General features: G+C 56.6%; 22 protein-coding genes and 2 tRNA genes. 12 read left to right on the top strand and 12 right to left on the bottom strand.

Going from position 1 to position 26,260, the window contains the following annotated elements; translation table 11 throughout:
• Positions 1 to 94: 94 nt before the first annotated feature.
• Both VF639_RS08165 and VF639_RS08160 read left to right on the top strand, forming a co-directional pair.
• Positions 95 to 2,011 (top strand): BamA/TamA family outer membrane protein, encoded by a 1,917-nt coding sequence (locus tag VF639_RS08165; RefSeq protein WP_331145397.1) that lies wholly within the window; start codon positions 95 to 97, stop codon positions 2,009 to 2,011.
• 147 nt (positions 2,012 to 2,158) lie between these two features.
• Positions 2,159 to 2,231: transfer RNA gene (locus tag VF639_RS08160), tRNA-Met, on the top strand.
• 86 nt (positions 2,232 to 2,317) lie between these two features.
• Here VF639_RS08160 and VF639_RS08155 read toward each other — a convergent pair.
• From VF639_RS08155 to VF639_RS08120, 8 genes are all read right to left on the bottom strand, one after another.
• Positions 2,318 to 2,599, bottom strand: coding sequence for a hypothetical protein (locus VF639_RS08155; RefSeq protein WP_331145396.1), 282 nt, complete (start codon positions 2,597 to 2,599; stop codon positions 2,318 to 2,320).
• 276 nt (positions 2,600 to 2,875) lie between these two features.
• Positions 2,876 to 4,366, bottom strand: a complete 1,491-nt coding sequence (locus tag VF639_RS08150; protein ID WP_331145395.1) for an arabinan endo-1,5-alpha-L-arabinosidase — start codon at positions 4,364 to 4,366, stop codon at positions 2,876 to 2,878.
• Between the two features lie 579 nt (positions 4,367 to 4,945).
• Positions 4,946 to 6,058: an efflux RND transporter periplasmic adaptor subunit gene (locus VF639_RS08145; protein WP_331145394.1), complete on the bottom strand. Its 1,113-nt coding sequence runs from the start codon at positions 6,056 to 6,058 to the stop codon at positions 4,946 to 4,948.
• 134 nt (positions 6,059 to 6,192) lie between these two features.
• The gene (locus VF639_RS08140; protein WP_331145393.1) at positions 6,193 to 7,434 is read right to left on the bottom strand and encodes an ABC transporter permease; all 1,242 of its coding nucleotides are present in this window, start codon (positions 7,432 to 7,434) and stop codon (positions 6,193 to 6,195) included.
• A gap of 150 nt (positions 7,435 to 7,584) precedes the next feature.
• Positions 7,585 to 7,896 (bottom strand): four helix bundle protein, encoded by a 312-nt coding sequence (locus tag VF639_RS25340; protein ID WP_414654686.1) that lies wholly within the window; start codon positions 7,894 to 7,896, stop codon positions 7,585 to 7,587.
• 31 nt (positions 7,897 to 7,927) lie between these two features.
• Positions 7,928 to 9,169, bottom strand: coding sequence for an ABC transporter permease (locus VF639_RS08130; protein ID WP_331145391.1), 1,242 nt, complete (start codon positions 9,167 to 9,169; stop codon positions 7,928 to 7,930).
• Between the two features lie 117 nt (positions 9,170 to 9,286).
• Complete coding sequence (locus tag VF639_RS08125) at positions 9,287 to 9,793, bottom strand: hypothetical protein (protein WP_331145390.1); 507 nt, start codon at positions 9,791 to 9,793, stop codon at positions 9,287 to 9,289.
• Positions 9,794 to 9,841: 48 nt separating this feature from the next.
• Positions 9,842 to 10,510 carry an ABC transporter ATP-binding protein gene (locus VF639_RS08120; protein ID WP_277230325.1) on the bottom strand — a complete coding sequence of 223 codons (669 nt, stop codon included), beginning with the start codon at positions 10,508 to 10,510 and terminating at the stop codon, positions 9,842 to 9,844.
• Positions 10,511 to 11,176: 666 nt separating this feature from the next.
• Between VF639_RS08120 and VF639_RS08115 the strand changes: the two genes are divergently transcribed.
• Entirely contained in the window at positions 11,177 to 11,407 is a 231-nt protein-coding gene (locus VF639_RS08115) for a hypothetical protein (protein WP_331145389.1), read from the top strand.
• A gap of 183 nt (positions 11,408 to 11,590) precedes the next feature.
• Here VF639_RS08115 and VF639_RS08110 read toward each other — a convergent pair whose 3' ends face one another.
• Positions 11,591 to 12,598, bottom strand: coding sequence for an SDR family oxidoreductase (locus VF639_RS08110; RefSeq protein WP_331145388.1), 1,008 nt, complete (start codon positions 12,596 to 12,598; stop codon positions 11,591 to 11,593).
• A 352-nt stretch (positions 12,599 to 12,950) separates the two neighbouring features.
• On the opposite strand from VF639_RS08110, the gene VF639_RS08105 reads away from it, so the two are divergent.
• Positions 12,951 to 13,079, top strand: a complete 129-nt coding sequence (locus VF639_RS08105; RefSeq protein WP_331145387.1) for a hypothetical protein — start codon at positions 12,951 to 12,953, stop codon at positions 13,077 to 13,079.
• A gap of 108 nt (positions 13,080 to 13,187) precedes the next feature.
• On the opposite strand, the gene VF639_RS08100 is transcribed toward VF639_RS08105, so the two are convergent.
• On the bottom strand, positions 13,188 to 13,724 hold the full coding sequence (locus VF639_RS08100; protein ID WP_331145386.1) for a YfiT family bacillithiol transferase: 537 nt from the start codon (positions 13,722 to 13,724) through the stop codon (positions 13,188 to 13,190).
• Between the two features lie 348 nt (positions 13,725 to 14,072).
• Between VF639_RS08100 and VF639_RS08095 the strand changes: the two genes are divergently transcribed.
• The 4 genes from VF639_RS08095 to VF639_RS08085 all read left to right on the top strand — a co-directional run bounded on the left by VF639_RS08095 (position 14,073) and on the right by VF639_RS08085 (position 20,669).
• Positions 14,073 to 14,315, top strand: a complete 243-nt coding sequence (locus VF639_RS08095) for a hypothetical protein (RefSeq protein WP_331145385.1) — start codon at positions 14,073 to 14,075, stop codon at positions 14,313 to 14,315.
• 104 nt (positions 14,316 to 14,419) lie between these two features.
• Positions 14,420 to 14,749 carry a DUF6660 family protein gene (locus VF639_RS25335; protein ID WP_414654685.1) on the top strand — a complete coding sequence of 110 codons (330 nt, stop codon included), beginning with the start codon at positions 14,420 to 14,422 and terminating at the stop codon, positions 14,747 to 14,749.
• A 242-nt stretch (positions 14,750 to 14,991) separates the two neighbouring features.
• The gene (locus VF639_RS08090) at positions 14,992 to 19,386 is read left to right on the top strand and encodes a CusA/CzcA family heavy metal efflux RND transporter (RefSeq protein ID WP_331145384.1); all 4,395 of its coding nucleotides are present in this window, start codon (positions 14,992 to 14,994) and stop codon (positions 19,384 to 19,386) included.
• A gap of 113 nt (positions 19,387 to 19,499) precedes the next feature.
• Complete coding sequence (locus tag VF639_RS08085) at positions 19,500 to 20,669, top strand: efflux RND transporter periplasmic adaptor subunit (RefSeq protein ID WP_331145383.1); 1,170 nt, start codon at positions 19,500 to 19,502, stop codon at positions 20,667 to 20,669.
• Between the two features lie 254 nt (positions 20,670 to 20,923).
• Here VF639_RS08085 and VF639_RS08080 read toward each other — a convergent pair whose 3' ends face one another.
• On the bottom strand, positions 20,924 to 21,169 hold the full coding sequence (locus VF639_RS08080; RefSeq protein ID WP_331145382.1) for a hypothetical protein: 246 nt from the start codon (positions 21,167 to 21,169) through the stop codon (positions 20,924 to 20,926).
• Positions 21,170 to 21,606: 437 nt separating this feature from the next.
• Here VF639_RS08080 and VF639_RS08075 point away from each other — a divergent pair, with 437 nt between their 5' ends.
• Positions 21,607 to 22,719 carry an acyltransferase family protein gene (locus tag VF639_RS08075; protein WP_331145381.1) on the top strand — a complete coding sequence of 371 codons (1,113 nt, stop codon included), beginning with the start codon at positions 21,607 to 21,609 and terminating at the stop codon, positions 22,717 to 22,719.
• Between the two features lie 173 nt (positions 22,720 to 22,892).
• Here the strand turns inward: VF639_RS08075 and VF639_RS08070 are convergent.
• A tRNA-Phe gene (locus tag VF639_RS08070) sits at positions 22,893 to 22,965 on the bottom strand.
• A gap of 167 nt (positions 22,966 to 23,132) precedes the next feature.
• Between VF639_RS08070 and VF639_RS08065 the strand changes: the two genes are divergently transcribed.
• The 3 genes from VF639_RS08065 to VF639_RS08055 all read left to right on the top strand — a co-directional run bounded on the left by VF639_RS08065 (position 23,133) and on the right by VF639_RS08055 (position 26,240).
• Positions 23,133 to 24,539 carry a (Fe-S)-binding protein gene (locus VF639_RS08065; RefSeq protein WP_331145380.1) on the top strand — a complete coding sequence of 469 codons (1,407 nt, stop codon included), beginning with the start codon at positions 23,133 to 23,135 and terminating at the stop codon, positions 24,537 to 24,539.
• A 142-nt stretch (positions 24,540 to 24,681) separates the two neighbouring features.
• The gene (locus VF639_RS08060) at positions 24,682 to 25,542 is read left to right on the top strand and encodes a (Fe-S)-binding protein (RefSeq protein WP_331145422.1); all 861 of its coding nucleotides are present in this window, start codon (positions 24,682 to 24,684) and stop codon (positions 25,540 to 25,542) included.
• 212 nt (positions 25,543 to 25,754) lie between these two features.
• A complete protein-coding gene (locus VF639_RS08055) occupies positions 25,755 to 26,240 on the top strand; it encodes a hypothetical protein (protein WP_331145379.1) in 486 nt (161 codons plus the stop codon).
• Positions 26,241 to 26,260 lie beyond the last annotated feature (20 nt).

Raw genomic sequence — 26,260 nt, 5'->3', positions numbered from 1 at the left:
ATAGCCACTCTTTCCAGTGGGCGGAAATGCTTGGAGCCCAACGAGAAAGTATCTTTAGGAAATTAAATGCGCGTTTTCGCGTTTGTGTTCCCAAATGTACGCTCGCCTCGCTGTTTTGTGGTTGTTGTTCGGGTTGCTCTTCGGCAGCCCAAGTAGCGCGCAAGCCCAGACGTCGCCGCAGCTAAACCTGAATCTGCCCCCGCCACCTGATTCCAGCAAGGTGCGGGTGTCGGCGCCTGACTCCGGGAAGGTAGCAACTCCAGCATCCCCGGCGTCTCTGCCGGCTCCGGTACCTGCGCCGGGCAAGCCGCTGCCCGTTCGGCGGCCCCGGATTCTGATATTGGAAACCGAAGCAGCCGACCAGGTCCTGCTCCGGCGCTACCGCCTTAAAACTAACTTTCCCGATTCTCTGGCCGTACTGCGCGAAATGCGGGAACTGGTGCTGGCCTTGCAGAGCGAGTCCTACTTAACTGCTTCCGCCGACGAGTTGCGTTGGCGCCGCGACACGGTGCGCGTGCAGCTCTACGTAGGCGAGAAGTTTCGGTGGGCTCGGTTGCGCAACGGCAACCTTGGCGACGGTTTGCTGACGCGGGCTGGCTACCGCGAAAAGCTGTACCGCAACCAGCCCTTTCAACCGCAGGAGTGGACCCGTCTACAGGAGCGCATTTTACGCGAAGCCGAAAACCAGGGCTACCCGTTTGCCACGGTACGGCTAGACTCGGCCCAGCTGCGAGGGGCTGATATTGAAGGCCGCGTGCTACTGGAGCGCGGTCCGGTTATCGTGTTCGATTCCTTGCAGATTGTGGGCAACACCACCATTCGTAAGCGGTTCTTAACTAAGTATTTGCAGATATACCCCGGGCAGCCTTTCAGTCAGCAGCGCGTAGAAGAGGCAGCGCGCCGCCTGCGCCAGCTGCCGTATTTGCAGCTCAAGGCCGAACCCGAAGTACGCTTTGCCAGGGGCCGGGCCCGGGTATATCTGCTGCTTGAAGACCGCACAGCCAACCAATTTGACGCCATTGTGGGCATCTTGCCCAACCCGACGCCCGGCCTCGGGCAGAAACGGGTACAGCTCACCGGTGACGTCACCATTGCCTTGCGCAACATCAAAGGAGGCGGTAAGGGACTAGGATTGCAATGGCGAAAAACCGATGCCAGCTCCCAGCAGCTCGACGCGCAATACGCGCATCCCACGTTTTTCGGGACGCCGCTAGAATTAGGCGCCACCTTCAACCTCTACCGCCAATCCATCCCCAGCAACGCATTTCAAACGTTGCGGCCGCGTCTGCAGCTTACGTATCCAACGGCGCGGTCGGGGCGGATCAGCTTCTTCACGGAGTGGCGCAGCTCCCGGCTGCTAGCCGCCGATAGTCTGGCCACGGAGCTACCAGCCAATATCGACTCCCGCTTCACCTCCTACGGCCTCGATTACACTTGGACCACCCTCGATGATCTATACTTTCCGCGCAGTGGGTTACTCGCTAGTGGCCAAGCCTCGGTGGGCAGCAAAATTATCAGTAAGAATTCTGTGCTGGACGAAACGCTGTACCAAGACCTGCCACTGCGCACCACCCAGGTAAGCGTTGGTACCCGCATAGAGCGCTACACCCGGATCGGGCGAGGCGGGGTGCTGTTTACCCGGCTGCGCGGAGAGGCCCTCTTCAACCAGCGCTTATTTCTCAACGATTTATTCCGGTTGGGCGGCCTTTCCACCTTGCGCGGCTTCAACGAGCTGGACTTCTACGCCAGCCAGTACGCAGTGGGCACGGCCGAATACCGTCAATTCACAAGCGCCGATGCTTACCTGTTCGCGTTCGTCGACCAAGGCTACCTGCGCCGCGACATCTTGACGGAAAAGAGCACAAACTCACCAACCGGCGTGGGTGTGGGCCTGAGCTTCCGGACCGGCGCCGGCCAGTTTCAGTTCGTGTACGCCCTGGGCCGCGACAATCAGCAGAAGCTAGCTTTAAACGCCGGCAAGATTCACTTCGGAATTACCAGTCGGTTTTAAGTCGCGTGCTGTTAGTTGTAAGTCCCGGCTATGATAAGGTGCAAAATAATGTCCTTGATAATCAGCGCTGAAGCGCATGAATAGGGCTATTTTGTCGTTGCGCACGACTATTTTGAAAAACAGTCGTACATTTGCAGAACCAAACAGTGCGGGGTGGAGCAGTTGGTAGCTCGTTGGGCTCATAACCCAAAGGTCACTGGTTCGAGTCCAGTCCCCGCTACCTGAGAAAGGCCGTTATCCGATGTGGATAACGGCCTTTTGCTTTTTCTACAGCTTGCCACGGGCTTTGGCAGATGCAGTAAGGCTTTAGTTGGCTTCTACACACTCCACTTGGAGCAACAAGTTGTATAAGGCGTTGGAGAGTTGCAGGATAGAGTCCCGGTCAGATTCGGCCTGCTTGAATTTGCTTAGCACATTGCTCATCACCTCCATCAGGGCGTTTACTACGAGGGGCTCGTGCTCGTGGTAACTTTTGGTTTCCAATACTTTGCGGATGATGGTGCAGGAGTATTGATGGTAGTTTTCGTTTTGAAAGTTCTCGACTAGGGTAGATGACTCTTGCTGATTGAAAAGCAGGTGTGTGGACATGGTGCGACGGATTGATATTGTGTCAATATACTAATAAAATAATGTACTAATCATATGTATAAAGATTTTGTAGAATTTTATTTCGTTTGAAGTTTTAGAAGACAAAAAGACTGCCCAGCGCTTCCAACCTGAAGGAGGATGCGCTGGGCAGTCGAGGTACTGTTGAAGTGCTAGTAGGAGAGGAAGCAGCGTCTCTACTTTAGCCGCTAGCCACTCCGTTCTTCAAGTAGAGCATTCAGTTTTTTTATTGCTGAAAGCTGTTTTGTCGGAGCAAGTTTATTTCTTCTTGCCCCATACGGCTGTTCCGGTGTTGTTGAGGCCTGTGAAAACGATGGTGTTCTTCTTGTTTTCCCAATCCCGGCCTTTCTGCACGTACACTTTATCAAGAGTACCATCGCTATACTTCAATTCGAGCCACGGAGCGGTATACGTCCATGTATTGCTCGTGCTGTTGTTGAAAGTGCCACTAGCTGCCAACGTCAAAGGCGTAGCGGCCTGAAAATCGGGGCTACTCTGCTCCCGCTCGAAGCCGGGTACCACCCGATGGTTGAGCTTGATTTGCTCCCACTCGCCCGCCAAATCGGCTTGTGCCACGGCGGCGTTGTCTTCGCCGGCGTACCGCTCGGGCGACACTACCGGCCAGCCCGACTGTGTCCAGAACATCTTACGCACGTGCAGGTCCATGTAGTAAGGGTCGATGCCGGGGCGGCCCTGGTGGGCTATGTAGTACTGGCCGTTTTCTTGGAACACTGCGCAGTGGGCCGTGCCTTGCCAGCCACTATGGCCAGTAAACTGGTAGGGCGCCAAAATCATGGGCCCATGATCTTCGACTAGGTTGATGTCGCGGCCGTTGAAGTCCAGGAAGGGCCCCTCGGGAGACGCAGAGCGACCAACCCGCACATTATATTTAGTTAGCAGCCAGTCATAAGAAATAAACAGGTAATACTTGCCCTGCTCTTGATTGTAGATGATTTCGGGCGCTTCGATGTTGCCGTTGATACTACCGTTGGTGAAACCACGCTGAGCAATTCGGCGGCCCCGGTCACCACTCGTCTGAGCCAAGCCAGTAGCGGCATCCAGCTTAAGGGTATAGATACCATCGAAGGCCGAGCCGAAATACATGTGGTGCTGCCCCTGCTGATCGACGATAACGGTGGGGTCGATGGCATTGGTCATAGCACCGGAAGTAGTAAAGGAATTCACTACAATGCCCTTCTCCGTCCAGGGGCCTTGGGGCGAACTAGCCGTGGCCAGCCCAATTACACTCCGGGCCGCGTTGTTCGAGGCCAATGAATAATAGAGGCGGTACTCGGCGCCTACTTTCAGCACGTAGGGCGCCCATACCAAGCGGTTGGGCGTGCCCCCATTTTGCCGGATAAAGTTGGCGCCCATAGCCGGGGCTCCCTGGAACACCCATCCAACAAACTGCCACTGAATAAGATCTTTGGAGCGGCGAACCTGCAAGCCAGGCGTCAGAGCTGCATCCGAAATTCCATAGCCTACGTCCGTGCTATAGCAGTAGTAATAGTCATCTGCTTTGATGATGGATGGATCGTGGACGTTATAAGGACCCCAACTAGGAGAACTAATTAAAGGAGCCACCTCCGGATAAGTATCCTTAATGGAGTTAATATCGAAAGCGGTAGGCGCCGGCGGATCTGGTACTGGTACGTAAGGATCGGGCTCGTCCTTTTTACAGGAAAATACTATTAGCTGCATCAAAACAAGCCAGCAGCCAATACGCACTGGAAACGGCATTTTATTCATGGGAATTAATGGTAGTAAGGGGATTGAGGAGTAACAACAAAGCAAAGATACGGTTGACTTCTACTATTAGACGGAAATCGTTTCCTAAACAAAGTAACACTTGCCCGTGCTTTATACTGGTAGTTAGCAGGTACAGACGAGCCTGAATTACAAAATGTTCACAAAGAGTAGTTTCTGGTTACTCTTAAAAACAAATTGCCAGCAAAAAGTAGCTCTTATGCGCAGCTACACTTGCGTTGCAGTATCCTCACGTACTGGCTTTATCAGGATATCGGATTGCACTGCCTCCTACTAACGAAGCTGATGGGTTGCTGTATAAGGCTTGTTAGGGCTTGTGTTTTAATTTAGGCTGGCAAGCTGATGGTTCCCTCTTTAGTTGTTGGGATTTTAGCGGCGGCCTCCAGCGTTTCATTTGTAATGGCTTTGGCTTGTTTGCCGCTGCCGAGCTTGGATAGGAGTATTGCCCTGATGAGGAGGTTGTTGCAGCTTTTGCTGAATGCTGTAAAGGAGGCAGAAAGCAGCAAGGCCCGACCCCAGTGCGCTGGTATCGGGCCTTGCCATGCCGTATAAGAGTTGCGGTTAGCCTTTCTTCTCTCCCTCGGCTGGTGGCCCGAGCACTTTCACCTTGTCTGACTTGGTCAGGCCCGAGCTTACTTCCACATTGATACCGTCGGAGAGGCCGGTTTTGACTAGGCGCTTCTGAAACTGCTGCGGCCCGGTTTCCACTTCCACGAATACGCTGTCTTTATTCTTTTTACCAAACTGCAGCAGGCTTTCCCGGATGGCTAACACTTGATTGCGGCGGCCGAGCACAATGTCGCCGTTGGCCGAGTAATTGGCGCGCAGAAACTGACCCGGCTTAAGCTTCAGTTTGGCGCGTACCTGAAACTTGATGGCGCCTTCCTCGGCAATACCCTTGGGCGCAATGTATTCGAGGGTGGCCGGGAACGACTCGTTTTCGAGGGCACCGATAGTCAGGTTGAGGTCCATGCCTTCACGCACTTTGCCTACTTCACTCTCATCAATCTTGCCCTCAAACACGAGGCTTTGCATGTCGGCAATGGAGGCAATGGTGGTACCCTCATTGAAGTTGTTGCGCTCTACCACCGACGAACCCACTTTGATAGGCACGTCGAGCAGCAGGCCGGTAATGGTGGAGCGCACTAGGTTGGAGGCCCCGCCGGTGTTGCGCGAGGCGCCTCGCTGCGCTATTTGCAGGTCGTTTTCGGCGGCGTTGAGGGTTTGCTTCTTGGCTTTATAGTCGGCGAGCAGGCGGTTGAACTCTTGTGCTGCAATTACTTTCTGCTCGAACAGCGGGCGTTGGCGCTCCAACTCGATCTGGCTGGTTTCGAGGGCTACCCGCGCCGCTTGGATGTTGTTCTGAGCACTATTCACGTTGCCCGCGTTGGCTACCGTGCGGATGCGGGCCAGCAACTGGCCTTCCTTGACTGGCTGCCCGGCTTCCACGTACAGCTCCTCCACAATACCCGATACCTGCGGCTTGATCAGCACTTCGCGGCGCGGCACGATGCTGCCCGTTGCCACGGTCTTTTTCACGATGTCGGCCACGAAGGGCGCTTCCGTCTTATAAACAATAGGGTCGGTGTGGGCCTGCTTCCAGAAGTAGTAGCCCAGCCAGCCAAATCCGGCCAGCAGTAGCAGCAGTAGCAGCGAAAGGAACACGCGTTTCATAGTGAGGTCTTGGGTTGGGTAAGGAGCTACAAGCTTTAGGCTGCAAGCTTATGGGTGAGTTGAAGAAAATAGTTGTTTATGAAGTATTCCTGGCACAGGCAGCCTCACGCTAGGAGCTTGCGGCTTGCAGCTCATCATTCATCTTTCAATGCCACAACGGGTTGCACCTGAGCGGCTTTCAGGGCCGGCACTAAGCCGGCTACGGCGCCGGCCACTACCAGTAGGCTCACTGCCGTGGCGGCCACCCCAACATCAACCCGTGGGTTGGCAAAGAAACCAACATCCTGGCCGGCAATCATGGAGTTGATACCTGCCATAAGGGCCGTGCCGAACAGCAGGCCAAGTAAGCCAGCCGCGGCCGTTATAACGATGCTTTCCTGCACAATCAAGCTCACGATACTCCAGGGCGTGGCACCCAGCGCCTTGCGAATTCCGATTTCCTTGGTGCGCTCTTTCACCACGATGAGCATGATGTTGCTCACCCCGATGATGCCGGCCAGAATGGTGCCGATGCTCACCAGCCAACTGAAGCTGGAAATACCCGTGAACAAGCCCTGCACCCGCGCATATTCCTCTTCTACGTTGGCGGAGCCGAGTGCCCGCTCGTCGGTGGGGGCTATTTTGTGCTGCCGGGCCAGCACCTGTTTGGCCTTGGTTTCGACTACGGCCGCCGGAATGCCGGCCCTCGGAATAAAAGCGAAGTAGCCGACTCGGTTTACTTGGTTGAAAGTGACCTGTAGGGTCGTGAGCGGGATGATGATCTTCTGGGCCTCTTCCTGTGCGTTTTCAGGCTTACCCTCCGCTTTGAACTTGCCTACCACCCGGAAGAAGATGCCCTTGATGCGGATTTCCTGCCCCAGTGGCTCGGCCGTACCGAACAACACTTCCGCCACCCGGTCGCCGATAACAGCCACCTTGCGCCGCTCCGCAATGTCGATGTCGTTGATGAAGCGGCCGCCGGTTAGGTTCACAGCTTGTATGGCCGGATATCCTGGGTACTCCCCATTCACCGAAAACGACGAGCTTTTGGAGCCATACTGCACCGTGAAGGTACCATCGAGCGAGCTGCGCGGCAGGATAACAGCGGCTTCGGGTACCTCTCTCCTCAGGGCCGCCACGTCGTCGTTGGTGAACGGAATAAAGCGGCCCACTTTCAACCCCGCGTAGGGCACGCTGGTCCGCTGGCTCCAAACAAATACTGCGTTTTTGGCTACGCTAAACTCATTTTCAACGCCATTGCGGAAACCCTTGCCGGCGCCTAGCAGCACCACCAACATGAAAATACCCCAGAACACCCCGAACGCCGTAAGCGCCGTGCGCAGCTTGTGTCGGCGCACGGTCCCGAGTATTTCCTGCCATTTGTCTACATCGAACATTTATCAATTAACATTTAACAGCCCGTCTGGCGGAGCTTGCTGCCTCGGTGCCTTTTGTTGGGTTGATTATTTCCCGCTTCTTACTGCTTGGTAGAAGCGTTTTTGAGGGTGCGGGTGGAGCGAATGGTGGTGAAGAGCATCTTGCTTAGCTCATCGGCATCGGTCAGTATGCTGTTGAAGTTCTTGCTTGGAATAAAATTGGAGTCGTGCAGCAAGTTGAGCCAATACTTGGGTTTCCAAACTTTCCTTGTAGGCAATGGACATTTTCGCTGAAAAATCGGCATCGGAAATAGCACCGTTTGCCTCCGCGATATTGGCCCCAATGGCAGTCCCACACCGCAGTACTTGCTTCGACAACACGAACTCTTTTTTCTCGGAAGTAAGAAATTGATATGCCTTTATAATGCGCAAGGCAAAAGCATACGCCCTGTCATACAGCACGTTCTCCTTGCCCCCAATCATAGCCTAGCTGTTAAATGATAAATGTTACTTGTTAAATGTCCCTTAGTGCTTCGATGGGTTTGACATTGGCGGCTTTCATGGCCGGAATCAGGCCGGCTATGGCGCCGGCAACCACCAGCAGGGCAGTAGCGCTAAGCGCCACGCCGATGTTCACTTCCGGATGGTCGAAGTAAGAAGTGGTGCCGCCGGCTTGTTCGAGGGCGTAGCGAATGGCATCAAGCAAAGCCACCCCGCCGAGTAGCCCCAGGTAGCCCGAAACACTGGTAATAACCACCGACTCCTGCACGATCATGCTGATGATGCTCCAAGGGGTAGCGCCCAGGGCCTTGCGGACCCCAATTTCGCGGGTCCGCTCCTGCACAATAATGAGCATGATGTTGCTCACGCCTACCACGCCGGCCACCAAGGTTAGCACCCCAATCACGCTCACAAACAGCTTGATGCCCGTGAAAAGGCCTTCGAAGCGTGCTACTTCCTCCTCGTTATTTTCAAGGTCGATGGCCTGCTTGTCGGCGGGGTCGAATTTGTGGCGGCGGGCCAGGAGCTGCCGTACCTGCTCTTCCAGCTGCTTCACTGGCGTCCCCTTGGTGCTGCTCATGCCAATGCGCTGCACTTGGTTGTACTGGTTGAAGGTGGTCTGGAACGTACTAAACGGCACGAAAGCCCGCTCCTCGTTGCGGCCGTTGTTGCCAGTGCTGGTAAAGACGCCAATTACCTTGAAAAACACGCCTTTTACTTGCACAAACTGCCCGATGCCGCTGCTGTCGCCGAACAATACTTTGCGCACTTTCTCGCCGAGCAGCATCACCTTGCGCTGCTCTATGCCATCGAGCGGGTTAAGCAAACGACCCTGGGCCAGCTTCTCGCCGTTGAGTTGGAAGAACTCGGCATTGGCTCCAAACACCTGGTAGGAGCCGTTCTTGGTACCATTGATAATGGTGTATTCACCGAAAAGCCGGTTGCGCGAAGCTATCAGCTCCACCCCATCCACGTGCTGGCGAATGGCTTTCAGGTCGTCGTTCGTGAACTTGATTTCGCGGCCGGGCTTTAGGCCCTGCCACGGCAACGACGTTTTGCCGGCATTCACAAACAAACTGTTCATTGCCCCTCCCCCGAACTCCTTCCAGATACCATTCTCCATCCCCTTGCCTGCCCCGAGCAATAGCACGAGCATGAAGATGCCCCAAAAAACGCCGAAGGCCGTCAGGAACGTGCGCAGCTTGTTGCGGCGCATGGTCCCGAATATTTCCTGCCATTTATCGAGGTCGAACATTTAACATTTATCAATTAACATTTAACAGAGCCTTGGAGGTGAGGCTGCTTTCAAAGAGTAGATGGAGCGGGTGGCACAGCCGGTGATTGTAAACTGTTAAATGTTAATTGATAAATGTTAAATGCCGCCGCAGCTGCGCCGCACTTTCTCTAGGCGCCGTACCACGTCTTTCACCGTGGCTTCGTTGGTAGTGTAGAGGGGCAGGTCGAAGCTGGTGCTGCTGCCTTTTTTTTGCTTTTTGATATTGATTTGGAAGTGCTTCTGCCCGTCATCATCCGTGGTGGATTCGTAGGTCAGGGGACTTACGTCAACCCATTCGAAGCCCATTTTCATCTCGAAAATACCGTTGTCCATTTTCACGGCCCACCCCGAGTTGCCACTACCGTAGCTGACGGCCAGCGGTTTTGGCATTTGCACGTCGGCATCCCGGTCGCGGATAACCTGTTCGGCATGGCAGCCGCTCAACGTCAGTACCACGTCTTGCTTGGGCTTCTGCGGGTTGCGCATCAGTTGGGCGAGCTGCTTGGTGAGGGCCTGGTTTTCAGTTGAAGATACCTGCGCTAGGGCGACATTGCCGGAGCAAACGGCCGCAATTAGTGCGAGGGTTGTCAAGAGCTTTTTCATGGTGATTTGGGCAAGAGTAAAAGGATAAACAAAGGCCACAAGAGCCGCTTACTCGTTCACAATCAAGCCGTCGCGCACCCGAATCATACGCTGCGTTTGGTCGGCAATATCGTTTTCGTGGGTCACGATGACCACCGTCATGCCCTCGCGGTGTACCTGCTTGAAGATGTCCATCACCTCCTGCGTAGTTTGGGTATCGAGGGCCCCCGTCGGTTCGTCGGCCAGAATCAATTTGGGCTGACTGATGAGGGCCCGGGCAATGGCCACCCGCTGCTTCTGGCCGCCCGACAGCTCGCTCGGTAAGTGGTCGGCGCGGTCGGCGAGGCCTACCCGGTCGAGGTATTCCAGGGCCATACGGTTTCGCTCGCGGCGGCTTACTTTCTGGTAGTAGAGCGGCAGGGCCACGTTTTCGAGGGCGTTCTTGAAGCTCAGCAGATTGAACGACTGAAACACAAAGCCCAAAAACTTATTGCGGTAGTGCGCCGCCCGCGTCTGTGAAAGGTTCCGGTCGATGCGGGTGCCCGCCAAAGTATAGTCGCCCTGGTCGAAATCGTCGAGGATGCCTAAGATGTTGAGCAGCGTGCTTTTCCCTGACCCCGACGAACCCATGATGCTTACTAACTCGCCTTCCCGGATGTGCAAGTCTATGCCCTTGAGTACCTCCAGTCGATTGGTACCAACTTCATAGCTTTTCCGAATATTCTGCAGCTGAATCATGAGCGGCGGCGAAACGTTTTGCTTGGTGGGTTTTGCCAGGTAGTAGGTAATGCAAAGTAGAGGCTTAGTTATTTTAAATCCAACTGTAAAGGAATATATTTTTAAAACGGCTCATTGGGATGACCTCTAGTCGACGGTAACACTCGAATAGATGCCGCGCATCCAGTAACAGTTGCCTGACGATTTAGAAGACGCTGAAATAGTAGGTTTTACGTATACAACAAACCCGTCAGCAGCAGAAGGCTTTATACTGTCTATCCTATTCCTAGCAGCTTCTGCGCCTTGAATACTGGATGCTCACACCTAAGTGGCGCTAATTGCTCTTCTACTTGCCACTCTAGCCGCGTTACGTGTTCTTTTTGGTGGATGGCGGGCGCAGGTGGGTGGTAAAGACGGCTTCAACTTTCCACATTTCCAGCGCTTAATCTAAAGCGGATTCCTCGGTGCCATAGATATTAGTCGGGAACGGTGGCGCGGCAGGAGCGTATGAAGGAAAAGTAGCTACTGAAGAAGCTCTAGTCAAAGCGTCTGCTAGATTGCCTGAAAAGCCGCAGCATCGGCTAGAATATCAACAACGCCTTGGGCACCACCCAAAGCGGCTAAGCCAACCGAAACCTGAAAGCCCGAAGGCGAAGCTCGGGCTCGCATACTAGTTAACTCTGCGCCATGAACAACGACATGAATCTGACCGAAAAGTTGCTGCGAATCAGCTGCCTGGTTTTGGTACTCGGCAGCTTAGTTCTGCGTCTGGCGCACGTTGTCGATTCCACAACCGGGCAGAACATGCTGAGCTTTGGCTTTATGTTTGGCATTATTGCCTATAGCCGATACTCCCGGCGACTCCGGCGTCGCAACGAAGAGCTAGAGCGCCAACTAGAAGAGCAACAGCCAGAATAACCTAACTCCTTCCCGGCGGAAAGCCATCAAAACCACCTTCCAGGATAACCTCTGGAATTCAGGCATCGGAGCCAAGCACTACAAATGCGAATCACCCACACTATCAAACAAAAAACGCCCCGGCAACAGCCAGGGCGTTTTGCATACTTGTTCGATGCCGTAGCAACGGCAGCGCTGGAATTGTTACGGCTGGCCTTTACCGCCGGCGGCTCCGTAGACCTGGCCGGTGGCGTAGCTAGCACCAGGGTCAGCTAGCTGCACGTAGATGGAGGCCAGCTCCGCGGGTTGACCGGGGCGGGCCATGGGCGTGTCGCCGCCGAATTTCTGCAGCTTCTCCTGCGTAGCGCCGCCGCTTACCTGTAGAGGTGTCCAAATGGGGCCGGGGGCTACGCCGTTGACCCGGATGCCTTTCGGGGCGAGCTGCTTAGCCAGGGAGCGGACGTAGCTGGTGGTGGCCGCCTTGGTCTGAGCGTAGTCGTAGAGGTCGGCGGAGGGGTCGGTGGCCTGCTCGGAGGTGGTGCCAATGATGGCCGAACCGGGCTTGAGGTGGGGCAGCGCGGCCTTGATAATCCAGAACGGGGCGTAGATGTTGGTTTTCATCGTCGCGTCGAAGTCTTCGCTGGAAAGCTCCATAATGGACTGGTGCTGCTGCTGCCGTGCTGCGTTGCTGACCAGGATGTCGAGGCCGCCTAGCTGACGTACGGCATCGTCGACTAGTTTCTTGCAGAAGGCTTCGTCGCGCAGGTCGCCGGGAATGGCTACGGCTTTCTGGCCGGCGGCTTTGATCAGGGCTACCACTTCCTTGGCGTCGGCTTCCTCGGCTGGTAGGTAGTTGATGGCCACGTCGGCGCCTTCGCGGGCGTAGGCAATGGCGGCGGCGCGGCCCATACCGGAGTCGCCGCCCGTAATGAGGGCTTTGCGGCCTTTCAGGCGGCCCGAGCCTTTGTAACTCTTCTCACCGTGGTCGGGCAAGGGCTCCATTTTGCTGGCCAACCCCGGCCAGGGCTGCGTCTGGCTTTTGAACGGAGGCTTGGGGTAGGCGGTGGTCGGATCTTTTAAGGGTTCGGGGGCCGCATCGGCGGCGCTATTGGCGCCCTCGGCGGATAATACGGGGCCTGCAGCGGCAACTGCCAAGCTGGCTCCTAAGCCACTGATTATCTGGCGACGGCTAAGTTTGCTTTCTTCTTTCATAGGTCGTAAAGGGCGTTTCTTGCCCTATGAAACGGGGACTATGCGTTTTGGTTTGCTACTATCGTTGGGTAAGTGCAGCTACAGTTCAGCTACAGGATGAGCCTTGATTTTCAACTGGTTGTATTCGCGCAGTTGGGCTGAATTTCCAGTAGCTACATAGGTTAGGCGCGACATTCCTATATAATTTTGGCCTTGCCCTATTCGCCCTCGTGAAGGAAGCGCCAGGGCATATTTTCCCTACTCTCACTGAGGCAGTTGCAAGAGCTGCTATTGCCGACATAATCGTCGCCAGGGTTATGGGTTCGGCTACAGTGTCAGGTCCTCGCCAGGGGCAGAACAACAAAAACGCGCAATGTTGAGCCTAAAAGTCCGCCTCAACTCCCGTTGCCATGACTTACCCATCAACAGGGTGGTAGTGGAAATTCTGGAAGCCGCCCGCAAAAGCGCCAAAACTCAGAAAACCGTCAAACTAGCTAAGTGAGGGTAAAGCGCAGAAAATCTGTGACTTCCTATGGCTTCCTGTCGCTTTCGAGCTACTTCGTCTTAGCTCTTGACGTACACTGATAATTTTATAGAGTAGCGAGGCTATTCACCCTTCCCGGCTCAGCAACTCAATATGCGCCAAGTGGTGGCGGCCGTGCCAGCTGTATTGCACCAGTGCTTGGTCGAGGGTAGAGGTTTGCTGATACAATGGATGATAGAAGGTGCGCTGCCACTGCTTGTCGGTGAGGTGCCAGAGCAGCGTGGCCCAGCGCGAGTGCAACGCCTCCAGCAGCGCCAACGATACCGTAACGGGCGTGGCGTCAATGTCGGGGAGGGCGGCCCAGGCGTTCATATCGAACGGGCGGATGGTGGGGTGGTCTTCGGTGAGGGCCAGGCGGTAGCGCAGGTAGAAGTTCAGGTGCACATCGGCTACGTGGTGCAACACCTGCCGGCCCGTCCACCCGCCGGGGCGGTAGGCGTTTTCCAGGCGTACACCACCGGCCTTGCGAGCCGCTGCCGTCAGTTGCGCCGGCAACGCCGCTAGCTGCTCGATGTAAACGGAGCGCTCAGCGGGTGTCAATGGGCCTTCGGGTAGCACCGGCCGGCTGACGGGGTATTGTAAGTCAGTGAGGGTGTTTTCCATGGAAAGTAAACATAAAACAACCGTTGGAATTGGCCGACGAAATGCTAGCAGCGCCTCAACTAGCAGCGCTTATATCCGGTAAGGTCTAGGCTTAATCGATAAGGAAGCATCTGTACTTCGGCATCCTTGCTAGTTTATCGTTTTCGGTTGCCTGTCGTCAAAAAGTTACTTCTGTTCCTGCCGCTGCTAGCGGTTCTTACTGGTTGCTCTGTGCAAGCCCAGCGGATACCCAGGCTATTACCACCGTGCCGCAGCTCACCGATTCTATCCGGCGCATTATACAGCGGGAACACATGTCAGGTCTCCGTCAGTACCATCACCGAGGCCGGCAGCGTCAACGTTGCGACCGTGCTACTCGGCGTTAGTCCGCTGACGTTTTGCGTGTTTACTTTCGCGGGTCTGATGCTCACCATTCGGTACTTCCGCCAATTCCGTAGCCGCGTGGCGGCCTGGTGCCTGCTGTTCACCTACGGCGCCCTGGGCTGGCTGGCCACGGCATTTGCCGGCTATGGCTGGATGCGTTTGCAGATGCGGGAATATAGGGCTCACACAAACTTGCCCTCGGGGCCGAGTAGCCAACAACTCATATAACTGAGTTGCGGGCCTGCTCCTTTGTTGTAATGGAAGCCTCCTTGTTGGCCTGATCGTGCGGGCGCTTCCAACCAGTATGCAAACTGCTGCGTATTTTTGGCCTGATGCGGTTGTTGGCTCTGTTTTTTTCACTCTACTTTTTGGTACTCTCGTGTCGAGCTTGTGCTGATGAAGAGGTGCGTCCGGGCACCGAGGAAACCTGTATTGCAGCCAGTCAGTTAGCGCATTGCCCCAATGGATCTATCGGCGACTGGTGCTCTCCCTTGTGCCAGTGTCACTGCTGTCCGGGCTTTGCGCTGCCCGTTGTATCGCCGCTGCTACCCATTAAGCGTCAAGTAGCTGGTAAGGCGTGCGCCTATGCGGCCGCGCCGGTGCCTGGCTTAGTGGCCCACCTGCCAACTTCCCCTTGGCAGCCTCCTCAGGCAGCCTGCTAAACCAATCTACTCCCGTCCTGCGAAGAATACTGCGTTATAACAGCGTGCTGTAGCGGCTCGGCTGCTTCTCAACTAAGGGGTATTGAACCTGAGGCGCGGCGGGGTGGAAGTGCACTATGCTTCTTGGCAAGCTTCACCGGCGGTGATACTTGCGCATGGCTGTTCGCTCGCACGGGAAGCGGCTAAGAGAAGTATAGCGAAGGTTGTTAACACTGTCCAGAATCTAAACCTCCAGCCAACTTATGTTCGACCGGCTGATTTACTTTTCCATTCATAACAAGCTGGTTATCGCGCTGCTGACCCTGGCCTTGGTGGCGTGGGGTGGGTATTCGCTGACGCGGCTGCCCATTGATGCCGTGCCCGACATCACCACCAACCAAGTGGTGGTGTACACGGCGGCACCGTCGTTGGCGGCGGGGGACATCGAGCGGCTGGTGTCGTTTCCGGTGGAGCAGAGCGTGGCTACTATTCCGGGGCGCGAGCAGGTACGCTCGTTTTCGCGCTTCGGCTTGTCGGTGGTTACCATTGTGTTTGCCGACGACGTGGACGTGTACTGGGCCCGGCAGCAGGTGGCCGAGCGGCTGCGCGAAGCTGAAAGCCAAATACCCGCCGGCATTGGCCGCCCCGAGTTGGCCCCGGTCAGCACCGGCCTCGGCGAAATCTACCAGTATGTGGTGCGCGTGAAACCCGGCTACCAGAAAAAGTATTCGGCCACCGACCTGCGTACCCTGCAAGACTGGATAGTGCGGCGGCAACTGCTCGGCACGCCCGGCGTGGCCGACGTCAGCAGCTTCGGGGGGCAGCTCAAGCAGTACGAAGTAGCCCTCGACCCTGAGCGGCTCCGCTCCCTCAACGTCACGGTAGAAGAAGTGTACCAGGCCGTGGCCCGCAACAACCAAAACACCGGCGGCGCCTACCTCGACCGTAACCCCACGGCCTACTTTATCCGCACCGAAGGCCTGGTAACCTCCCCGGCCGACATCGGCAACATTGTGGTGCGAACCACCAGCAATGGACTGCCGGTGCTCGTGCGCGACGTGGCGCAGGTCGGCCTTGGGTCGGCGGTGCGCTACGGGGCCATGACCCGCAACGACGAAGGCGAGGTAACCGGCGGGTTGGTGCTGATGCTCAAGGGCGCCAACGCCAACGAAGTCATCAAGGCCGTGAAGCAGCGCATGGTGTCCATCGAAAAAAGCTTGCCGGCCGGCGTCACCGTCGAGCCGTTTCTGGACCGCTCGACGCTGGTCAACCGCACTATTGGCACCGTCAGCCGCAACCTGGCCGAGGGCGCGCTCATTGTGGTGTTTGTGCTGGTGCTGTTTCTCGGCAACTGGCGGGCGGGGCTAGTGGTAGCTTCAGTTATTCCGCTGGCCATGCTGTTTGCCATTGGCATGATGCAGCTCTTCGGCGTGACCGGCAACCTGATGAGCTTGGGCGCCATCGACTTCGGCTTGATTGTCGATGGGGCGGTTATCATCGTGGAAGCCATTGTGCACCGGCTGGCTTTGCACAAGCTGGCCACCGAGGCGGGCGAGCTGCCAGCCGCCGCCATGGACGAGGAAACTTACCAGGCTACGTCGCGCATCCGCTCGTCGGCGGCCTTCGGCGAAATTATTATTCTGATTGTGTACCTGCCCTTGCTGGCTCTTGGTGGCATTGAGGGCAAGATGTTTCGACCGATGGCCCAAACGGTGGCTTTTGCCATTCTCGGGGCCTTCATCCTTTCCCTGACCTACGTGCCCATGATGTCGGCGCTGGCTTTGAGCCGGCGCGCGGCGGCGGGCCCCACTTACGCGGACCGCATGATGGCGTTTTTCCAGCGCCTCTACCAGCCGCTGCTTGGGTGGGCGTTGCGCGCCCGGGGCGTGGTGCTGGCGGCGGCGCTGGCGCTGCTGATAGGAGCGGGGCTGCTGTTTCGCACCTTGGGCGGCGAGTTTATTCCGCAGTTGTGGGAAGGCGATTTTGCCGTCGAAACCCGCACCCTCACTGGCAGCTCCCTGAGCTATACCATCGAGAAGGTGCAGCAGGCGGCGGGCATTCTGCGGCGGCAGTTTCCGGAGGTGAAGGAAGTGGTAACCAAGATTGGGGCCGCCGAAATTCCCACCGACCCCATGCCCGTAGAAGGAGCCGACCTGATGGTGATTCTGAAAGACAAAGCCGAGTGGACCACCACCGACAACCAGGAAGAGCTAGCCGAAAAGATGGCCGCGGCCGTTGGCAGCATTCCTGGCATGTCGTTTAGCTTTCAGCAGCCTATCCAGATGCGTTTCAACGAGTTGATCAGCGGCGCCAAGCAAGATGTGGTAGTCAAAATTTACGGTGAAGACCTAACGCTGCTGGCCGACTACGCCCGGCAGGCCGGCCACCTGGCGCGCGGTGTAGCCGGGGCCGAAGACGTGTACGTGGAGCGCGTAACCGGCCTGCCACAAATTGTGGTGGAGCTGGACCGCAACCGCCTCGCCCAATTCGGCCTCAACGTAGACGATGTAAACCGCACCGTGCAAACCGCCTTTGCCGGTGAAACCGCCGGGCAGGTGTTCGAACAGGAGCGCCGCTTCGATTTGGTGCTGCGCCTGCGCCAAGATCTGCGCACCGACATCAACAGTGTGCGCCGGCTGTTCGTGGCCGCGCCCGGCGGGCAGCAGGTGCCTCTCGAACAAGTGGCCACCGTAGCCCTGCGCGAAGGCCCCAACCAAATTCAGCGCGACGATGCCAAGCGCTACATCACGGTGGCGTTCAACGTGCGCGGCCGCGACGTGGAAACGGTGGTGCGCGAGCTGCAAACCACCCTCGGCCGGCAGCTGAAGCTGGCCCCTGGCTACCATCTCACCTACGGCGGGCAGTTCGAAAACCTGCGCCAGGCCACCGAGCGTCTTGGTATTGCCGTACCCGTGGCGCTGCTCCTGATTCTGGTGCTGCTTTACTTCACGTTTCGGTCCGTGCGCCAGGCCCTGCTGATTTTTACGGCCATACCACTTTCCGCCATTGGTGGGGTGGTGGCCCTTTGGCTGCGCGGCATGCCGTTCAGTATTTCGGCCGGAGTAGGGTTTATTGCTTTGTTTGGGGTGGCGGTGCTCAACGGCATTGTGCTCATCGGGCAGTTCAACCAACTCAAAGCCGACGGCGTTGCGGACTTGCTGGAGCGCATCAAGCTCGGTACCGAAGCCCGCCTGCGGCCGGTGCTGATGACGGCCACGGTAGCTTCGTTGGGTTTCCTACCGATGGCCCTTGCTACCTCGGCCGGTGCCGAAGTGCAGCGGCCCTTGGCGACGGTGGTTATTGGGGGTCTGGTATCGGCCACGCTGCTTACGCTGCTGGTGCTGCCGGTGCTGTATTATCTGCTGGAACAACGGCTTGAACGTGGCAAGCCCCCGGTGCCCGCCCCCGGCCGGGTGGCTACCTTGGGCGCGACCGTGCTGCTAACAATGCTAACAATCCAGGCTGGCCAAGCGCAGCAGAATCCGGGCTTGTCGGCGGGGCAGGCGGTGCAGCAGGCCCTGCAAGCCAACAGTACCGTACAAGCCGCCGAGCGGGCTTTGGAAGCTCAACGCGCCATACGCCGCACCGCCTACGACGTGGGGCGCACTACTATCCAGGCCGGCTACGGTCAGGTCAACTCCCCACTCCGCGACAATGTGTTCAGTGTCAGTCAGTCCGTAGCCTTGCCGAGCTACTACCGCTCCCAAGCCCTGCTGGCTGAAACTCAAATTGTGAACCGGGAGCTGCAACTCGCCCAAGTGCAAGCCGAGCTACGCCGCCAGGTGCGCCTCAGCTACCAGGCCGCCGTGCACGCCCAACACCGCCTCCGCGTGCTGCGCAGCCTCGATAGTGTGTACACCGAATTCCTGCGCGCCGCCCAACTCCGCTTCAAAACCGGCGAAACCGCCCGCATCGAGCCTGCCACCGCCCTCATCCAGCAAGGTGAAACCCAAAACCAGCTCGCGCAGGCCCGTGCTGACTTCCGCATTGCCTTACGCCAACTCCAGGCCCTGCTGCAAAGCCCTCAACCCATTACAGTTGCCGACAGCATCCTGCAACCCCTGCCCCTAAGCACGCCCCCCGCCGATACCGCCGCCCTGGCGGCTACCCCCGAAGGCCGAGTGCTTCAGCAGCAAGTAGTGGAGCGCCAGGCTGAAACCCGCCTCGAAAAAGCCCGCGGCCTCCCCGACGTAGTAGTGGGCTACACCAACCAATCGTTGCGCGGCACTTACACCGAAAGTGGCACCGTCCGCACCTACGGCCCCGCCGACCGATTCCACAGCGTCCACGCCGGGGTGGCCGTGCCTATCCTGCGCGGCCCCCAACGGGCCCGGGTGCAAGCCGCTCGTCTGCAAGAGCAGGCCGCCGCCGCCACCTACCAGCGCTACCGCGCCGAAATAGCCGCCCGCCTCGATGAGCTGCAAATCCGCCACACCGAGCAGCAGCGTCAGCTCGTCTTTTTCGGGCAGGTCGGCCTGCCTCAAGCTGCCGTTGTTACCCGCCTGGCTACCCGCGCCTACAAAGCCGGCGAAACAACCTACTCCGACTACCTCCTCAACCTGGAACGCGCCCAACGTGTCCGCACCGACCACCTCGACCTGCTGCTGCAACACAACCAAACAGTGGTAGAGCTGGAATATCTGCTGGGGGAGAGGTGAGGTTGGGAGAGGGTGAAGGATGTTCTTGCGCGCAATTTCATGTTTCACAACTTCACCTTTCCCCCGGGAAGTGGGTCCGCATCCTGCGCCCATCAATTCGTAAAGCGTCATTCATGAAATACCCAATCATATTGCTACTGACTCTACTAGCAAGCAGTTGCGGAAAAAGCGAGGAAGCAGCCAAAGCCAAAGACGCGCCCGAAGAGCTAGCTGATTCAGCTAAAAAGCAGGAGGAACCCGAAGCCGCCCCTGACGAGGTGATTTTATCTGCCGAAGAGCAGCGGCTAGGCGGAGTGCGGCTGGGTGGCGTCAGCCGTCGGGCCCTGGGCCAAGGCCTGAAAGTGAACGGCGTACTTGATGTGCCCCCCGACCAGCTAGCTTCCGTCAGTGCGCCGCTTGGTGGGTTCGTCGACCGCACGGCCTTGCTGCAAGGCACCCGAGTTCGGAAAGGGGAGGTGCTAGCCACTATCCGTAACCCCGATTTCGCGCAGCTTCAGCAAGACTACCTCGAAACTCGCAGCCAGCTTACTTACGCCAAAGCCGAGTATGAGCGCCAGGCCGAGCTGTACCGCCAAGAAGTAGCCCCGCAGAAAAACTACCAAAAAGCCCAAGCCGAATACCAGGGCCTGCAAGCCAAAGCCGCCGCCCTAGCTGCCCGCCTCCGCGCCACCGGCTTGCCCGTAGGCGGCACCATCGTCACGACAACGGCCTTGCGCGCGCCGGTAAGTGGCTTCGTCAAAACTGTCAACGTCACCGTTGGTCAGAGCGTAACGCCTACCGATGTGCTGTTTGAAATTGTGGACCCCGAACACCTGCACGTCGAACTCACGGTGTTCGAGAAAGACGTGCCGCAGCTGCACAAAAACCAGCTGGTCCGCTTCAGCCTCAGTAACGACGCGCCTGGCACCGAGCGCACCGCCCGGGTCTACCTCATCAGCCGGGCCATTAGCGCCGAGCGCACCGTGCGCGTCCATGCCCACCTCGACCAGGAAGACCACGCCCTATTACCCGGCACTTTCGTGCGCGCCATCATCGAAACCAACCGAGCCACCCTCCCCACCGTGCCCGAAAAGGCCGTAGTGCAGTTTGAGGGCAGGCACTACATCTACACCGCTAAAGGGCAAGCCGGCCACTACCGCATGGTGGAAGTGCAGCCCGGCTTAAGTGAAGATGGCTATATCGCCATTCAACTGCCCGCCACCGCCGCGCCAGACTCCGCGCGCCTGGTAGTAGAGGGCGCCTATTCGCTGCTGGCCAAAATGAAAAACGCCGAAGAAGAATAGCCCTTTCCAGTAGCTACGCAGCTAGTTTCCAGCCTGCTATAAATACCACAACCCGAACATGCTGCTGTAACGCAGCTGTTCGGGTTGTGGTATTTTTTACAAACTATTCGAGTGCCTGTAACGCGGAAGCCACAGGAAATCTGTTCCGCAACGAGCAAAGCGCGTATCTGATACCGCGCCTGTAGCACGGAAATCTTATGGCTTCCGTTCCGCGACGAGCAAAGCGAATTTCCGCGCTACAGGCGCGCCAAAAGCTACTTCTTGGTAGCCTTCATCAGCCAGTTTGCTACGGCTGCTACCGTTACGGTGCTGGCGGCGGCTACGGCGGCTACTACTTTGTGGCCGTCGGGCGTGGTAGGCGAGTTCACCAGTTCCTGGTACCGCTTAAGCGGATTGGCTTCGGTTGACTGCTCGGTCGTGGATTCCACCGCCTGTTGCGCGTTGGTGGCTTGCATGTCGTTGCTCTGCTGTGAGTTGTCGGAGGTTGAAGAGTCGTTCATAGGAGTAGGGGAGGGTTGAGGTTGTTGCATAAAGGCACCTGAGTCTCTCATCAAATGTGAGGCTAACAGCAGCAAACCGCCGCTCAGTATTGCCACTACTACATACTTCACGTGCCGTACGATTGGTGATGTAGGAAACAAACGCGGGGCAAGTCCTTAGGGTTGTTGATAACCAGACTAGTAAACGAATTAATCGCTTAAGCTGAAGCATAAATCAAACGCAGGCGAGCAAAAGAAATAGCATCATTCACGAGGTCAACTAGGATCTTGGGTGATTGAGAACTTGAGGGACTGATAGCTAAAATCGAGTCTTTTTGTGAAACCTAACTGAAAATTACAGCGTGTAACCCGTGACAAGTGCCCAAAGAAGACCATGCCGATGAGTATAGGCAAGAAGGGTCGGGGCTTTTTCGTGGGAGGGGATAGGATTGTTGGGAATGAAATTGCCGGCTATTTTTCGTCTGGCGCCAGGTAAAAGAGTGTTTGGTTTAGATGCTCTGCGCGCCTTTGCCATCCTGATGGTGATAGTTCAGCACAGTTCCATGTGGGTATCCCCGCGCTTCACCTTCTTTCATGAATTCGTGCGGCATTACGATGGGGTAGGTATCTTCTTTGTGCTATCAGGCTTTCTGATTGGCACCATTCTCATCCGGACGCTGGAAACCGGTGGGGCCACCCCAAATAAGCTGTGGGACTTTTGGGTGCGGCGCTGGATCCGAACAGGGCCTCCCTACTTCTTGGCGCTGCTCTTGGTCATGCCGTTGGAGCTGCGCCACAGCGACTTCCCGGGCAGCACTTATGCGCCCTACTTCGTTTTCCTGCAAAATTTCAACCGGACGCATCCGCCGGCATTTCTTGAGGCATGGTCGTTGGCCGTGGAGGAATGGTTCTACCTCTTATCGGCGCCGGCTTGTTTCCTTCTTGCTAGCCTGCTTAAGCCCCGTTACGGCGTGTTGCTAGCGGCGGGCTTATTTCTAATCGGATCTACGGCCTACCGCTACTATCACTTCCAAGACTATCAACCGACAACGTGGCAGGAATGGGATGTCCACTTCCGCAAAATCGTGCTGCTGCGGCTCGACTCGCTCATGTACGGCGTGCTGGCGGCTTGGGTAGCCTATTACCATCGGGCCGTTTGGTTGCAGGCCAAGCGGCCCCTTTTCGTGGCCGGCTTCGTGGGGCTTAGCCTGATTACCAACCCCATCAGCCCCGCCGACTTGACTCTGTTTGCTTGCGTTTTCTCTTTTTCTTGCGCTTCGCTAGCCGTTGTCTGCCTGCTTCCACTACTCAGCGAGTGGAGGCAGGCCAATGGATTGCTAGCCGCCACTTTGACGCATATTAGTCTGGTTTCCTACAGCTTGTATCTGCTGCACGGCACGGTAGTCAACTTGAATATTGCCTTGCCACTAGCTACCTCCTTGCCTCTGCCGCAAGCCCTAAGGCCGCTGCTAGGCCTTGGCATGCTATGGCTAGCTTCTTTGCCACTAGCCACGTTGATGTACAAGTACTTTGAGGTGCCAGTTATGGCCTTGCGGAAGCGACTGACGTAGCAAACATCTATATCCAAGAGCGGCGTATTGCGTTTCGCTAGGGCTGCGCACTTTATCGGCGTTTGCACGGTTTCAGATACAGGACCCCGTTTTTGCTTTTAATCGTGCCAACACTTTGGTTGTGTGCACCAACAACAAAAAACCCCGTCTCTGTAGCAGAAACGGGGTCTTCGTGGTAATGGTTGGAATCGAACCAACGACACCAGCATTTTCAGTGCTGTGCTCTACCAACTGAGCTACATTACCAGCTCTTGGTGCCCCCGAAGGCCTTTTAGCCGTTGGGGAGCACAAAAGTAGTAAACCAAAATCAACCCGCAACACTTATCTTAAAAAAATCTTTCCAGTGGAAAAGCCGTAAATTGTTATGCATAACGAGTATATTTCCACCTGAATTCCAACCCAATTTCTCTCCCGTGCATTTCTCTATCGAAAACTTTCTTTTCCTGCTGGTCGCTATTGCGGGCTTCGGCCTGTTTGCGTGGCAGGCCCGGAAAATCCGCGCCAACATCCTGGTCGGCCGCGACCGGGACATGAGCGGCAATGTAAGCGAGCGGCTCAACAAAACGCTGCTGGTAGCTTTCGGCCAATCCAAAATGTTCAAGCGCCTCACGCCGGCCTTCCTGCACCTGATTGTGTACGTGGGCTTTCTGGTGATTAATATCGAGGTGCTGGAAATCATGGTGGACGGTATTTTCGGTACCCACCGTTTCCTGCAGTTCCTCGGCCCGCTCTACGACGTGCTGATGGCTACCAACGAGATACTAGGCGCACTGGTTATTGTTGCCGTAGCCGCATTCTGGTGGCGCCGCAACCGCAAGCCGCCGGTCCGCCGCTTTCAGGGTCCTGAGTTGCGCGCTTGGCCGCGGCTGGATGCCAACATCATCTTGTATGTAGAAGTAGTATTGATGGCGGCCCTGTTCACGATGAATACCGCCGACCTGAAGCTGCATCAGCTACGCAACCTGGAAATGCCTGGCACTTTCCCCATTAGTAGCTTGCTGGTGGGTTTGTTTCCGAGCAGCGAAGCAGCACTGCACGTGCTAGAGCGCATGGGCTGGTGGGCGCACATTGTGGGTATTCTGTGCTTTCTCAACTACCTGCCTAGCTCCAAGCACTTCCACATCATCATGGCCTTCCCGAATGTGTACTACTCCCGGCTGGTGCCGCAGGGGCAGTTCTCGAACGTGGAAAGCATCACCCACGAGGTGAAAGCCATGATGGACCCGAGCTACGAGGTGCCCGCTCCTGCCACTGCCCCCGATGGCTCGGCTCTGGCCCCCACGCCCTTCGGCGCCAAGGACGTAAATGACCTGGCCTGGACCAACCTGCTCAACGCTTACTCCTGCACCGAATGCGGCCGTTGCACCTCCGTGTGCCCTGCCAACATCACCGGTAAGCTGCTCTCCCCGCGCAAAATCATCATGGACACGCGCGACCGGATGGAAGAGAAATACAACTCGCCACTGATTTTCAACCCCAACCTCTACGGCCAGGAAGTGAAGCACGAAAGCCAAGAGGTGCTCGACAAGGAAAACCACACGCTGCTGCGCGGCTACGTAACACCCGAAGAGCTGTGGGCCTGCACTACCTGCAACGCCTGCGTGGAAGCCTGCCCCGTGAATATCAACCCCCTAGAAAGCATCGTGGAAATGCGCCGCTTCCTGGTGTTGGAAGAGTCGGCCGCTCCCAACTCGTTGAACGTGATGTTCAGCAACATCGAAAACAACGGCGCCCCTTGGGCCTTCTCCCCTTCCGACCGTTTCAACTGGGCCGACGACCTGTATGTAGCGGAAAAAGAGGAGCTAGAAGTTAGGAGCTAGAAGTTAGAATATCCTCTGCATCCTACTTACCAGCTTCCAAGCTTCTTGAATTTATATCCTGTGAGCTGCTAGCTAACCTCCTAGCTCCTAGCTCCTAACTCCTAGCTCCTCAATGGAAAAACGACAAATAAGTGTGCCCCTCATGGCCGACCTCGCCGCCCAAGGCGAGACCCCCGAAATCCTGTTTTGGGTGGGCTGTGCCGGTGCTTTCGACGACCGATACAAGCGCGTAACCCGGGCCTTCGTGCGCATTCTCGAGCACGTAGGGGTGAAGTACGCCGTGCTCGGCATGGAAGAATCTTGCACCGGTGACCCCGCCAAGCGGGCCGGCAACGAGTTCCTGTTTCAGATGCAGGCCATGCAGAACATCACCACGCTCAACGGCTACGGCATCAAGAAAGTGGTAACGGCCTGCCCGCACTGCTTTAACACCATCAAAAACGAGTACCCGGCGCTAGGCGGCGAGTACGAAGTGATTCACCACAGCACCTTCCTGCAGCAGCTCATCAACGAGGGCCGCGTGAAAGTGGAAGGCGGCGAATCGTATAAGGGCCGCCGCATCACCTTCCACGATTCCTGCTACCTCGGCCGCGCCAACAACATTTACGAGGCCCCCCGTGCCGTGCTTGAAGCGCTGGATGCCGATTTGGTGGAAATGAAGCGCAGTAAAGCCAATGGCCTGTGCTGCGGCGCCGGTGGCGCCCAAATGTGGAAAGAGCCCGAGCCCGGCAAGAAAGACGTTAACATCGAACGCACCGAGGAAGCCCTGGCCACCCTCGACGGTAACGCTGCCGCCCTCGACAACCTTTACGGCGTGGAGAGTGGCAACGCGGGTGCTACCCCTGCTCCCAAAGCCAACGCCCAAGGCAGCATCATCGCCGTCGGCTGCCCCTTCTGCATGACCATGATGAGCGACGGCGTGAAGAACAAAGAGCGCGAAAGCAACGTCCAAGTCTTCGATTTGGCCGAGCTAGTAGCTTCAGCCGAAGGCTTGAATGCGTGATTGTTGGTTGCTAGTTGTTGATTGCTAGTTGCTGATTGTTGATTATTCGATAAGAATGTTTCTAATAACAATCAACAACTAGCAATCAACAATCAGCACCTCACATCAACCCCGCTGGAACTTACCGGCGGGGTTGTTCTTTTATAGAAAATAAATCAGTGAAGTTTGTCGTTTAATCAGAACGTCAGGCCTCCTGACCACCGACCCCTGCCATGTACGTTCCTTTCAGTGACTTACCCGATTCGGCCCGCATCTGGATCTACCAGTCCAACCGGCCCTTAACCGAAGCCGAGGTGGCTGCGGTGGAGCCTGCCCTACACCACTTCGCCGACGAGTGGACCAGCCACGGCCGCAACTTGCAGGCCTCAGCTGAAATATTGCACCGCCAATTCCTAATCATTGGGCTTGATGAAGCCGTGGCCGACGCAAGCGGTTGCTCGATTGATGCCTCAGTGCGGTTTGTGCGGAGTGTGGAAGAAGCTTTGGGTGTATCGTTACTGGAGAAGTCTCGGATGGCGTTTCTGGTAGATGGGCAGGTGCAACTGCTGGACCGGCGGGAGTTGAAAACCGCCGTTGCAGAAGGTCGACTACTGTCGAGTACGCCTTACTTCGATGCTACCGTAGCACGTAAGGATGAGTTGCAAAAGTCTTTCCCGGCAGCGGCCAACCAAACCTGGCTTTCCCGGTACTTTAATTAAGCCGGGAAAAATTTGGCTTT

Origin of the sequence: Hymenobacter sp. (assembly GCF_036387835.1) — a bacterium.
GTDB lineage: Bacteria > Bacteroidota > Bacteroidia > Cytophagales > Hymenobacteraceae > Hymenobacter.
The sequence above is the reverse complement of the archived record's forward strand: the minus strand, read 5'-3'. Positions and strand labels throughout refer to the sequence as shown.

Coding starts and splice junctions, on each gene's coding strand:
- VF639_RS08125 (WP_331145390.1), bottom strand. CDS start 9,793: ATGAAAAAGCTCTTGACAACCCTCGCACTAATTGCGGCCGTTTGCTCC.
- VF639_RS08105 (WP_331145387.1), top strand. CDS start 12,951: ATGTTGAGCCTAAAAGTCCGCCTCAACTCCCGTTGCCATGACTTACCC.
- VF639_RS08060 (WP_331145422.1), top strand. CDS start 24,682: ATGGCCGACCTCGCCGCCCAAGGCGAGACCCCCGAAATCCTGTTTTGG.
- VF639_RS08075 (WP_331145381.1), top strand. CDS start 21,607: ATGAAATTGCCGGCTATTTTTCGTCTGGCGCCAGGTAAAAGAGTGTTT.
- VF639_RS08110 (WP_331145388.1), bottom strand. CDS start 12,598: ATGAAAGAAGAAAGCAAACTTAGCCGTCGCCAGATAATCAGTGGCTTA.
- VF639_RS08155 (WP_331145396.1), bottom strand. CDS start 2,599: ATGTCCACACACCTGCTTTTCAATCAGCAAGAGTCATCTACCCTAGTC.
- VF639_RS08115 (WP_331145389.1), top strand. CDS start 11,177: ATGAACAACGACATGAATCTGACCGAAAAGTTGCTGCGAATCAGCTGC.
- VF639_RS08140 (WP_331145393.1), bottom strand. CDS start 7,434: ATGTTCGATGTAGACAAATGGCAGGAAATACTCGGGACCGTGCGCCGA.
- VF639_RS08090 (WP_331145384.1), top strand. CDS start 14,992: ATGTTCGACCGGCTGATTTACTTTTCCATTCATAACAAGCTGGTTATC.
- VF639_RS08150 (WP_331145395.1), bottom strand. CDS start 4,366: ATGAATAAAATGCCGTTTCCAGTGCGTATTGGCTGCTGGCTTGTTTTG.
- VF639_RS08120 (WP_277230325.1), bottom strand. CDS start 10,510: ATGATTCAGCTGCAGAATATTCGGAAAAGCTATGAAGTTGGTACCAAT.
- VF639_RS08080 (WP_331145382.1), bottom strand. CDS start 21,169: ATGAACGACTCTTCAACCTCCGACAACTCACAGCAGAGCAACGACATG.
- VF639_RS08055 (WP_331145379.1), top strand. CDS start 25,755: ATGTACGTTCCTTTCAGTGACTTACCCGATTCGGCCCGCATCTGGATC.
- VF639_RS08085 (WP_331145383.1), top strand. CDS start 19,500: ATGAAATACCCAATCATATTGCTACTGACTCTACTAGCAAGCAGTTGC.
- VF639_RS08130 (WP_331145391.1), bottom strand. CDS start 9,169: ATGTTCGACCTCGATAAATGGCAGGAAATATTCGGGACCATGCGCCGC.
- VF639_RS25335 (WP_414654685.1), top strand. CDS start 14,420: ATGCGGTTGTTGGCTCTGTTTTTTTCACTCTACTTTTTGGTACTCTCG.
- VF639_RS08100 (WP_331145386.1), bottom strand. CDS start 13,724: ATGGAAAACACCCTCACTGACTTACAATACCCCGTCAGCCGGCCGGTG.
- VF639_RS08165 (WP_331145397.1), top strand. CDS start 95: ATGTACGCTCGCCTCGCTGTTTTGTGGTTGTTGTTCGGGTTGCTCTTC.
- VF639_RS25340 (WP_414654686.1), bottom strand. CDS start 7,896: ATGATTGGGGGCAAGGAGAACGTGCTGTATGACAGGGCGTATGCTTTT.
- VF639_RS08145 (WP_331145394.1), bottom strand. CDS start 6,058: ATGAAACGCGTGTTCCTTTCGCTGCTACTGCTGCTACTGCTGGCCGGA.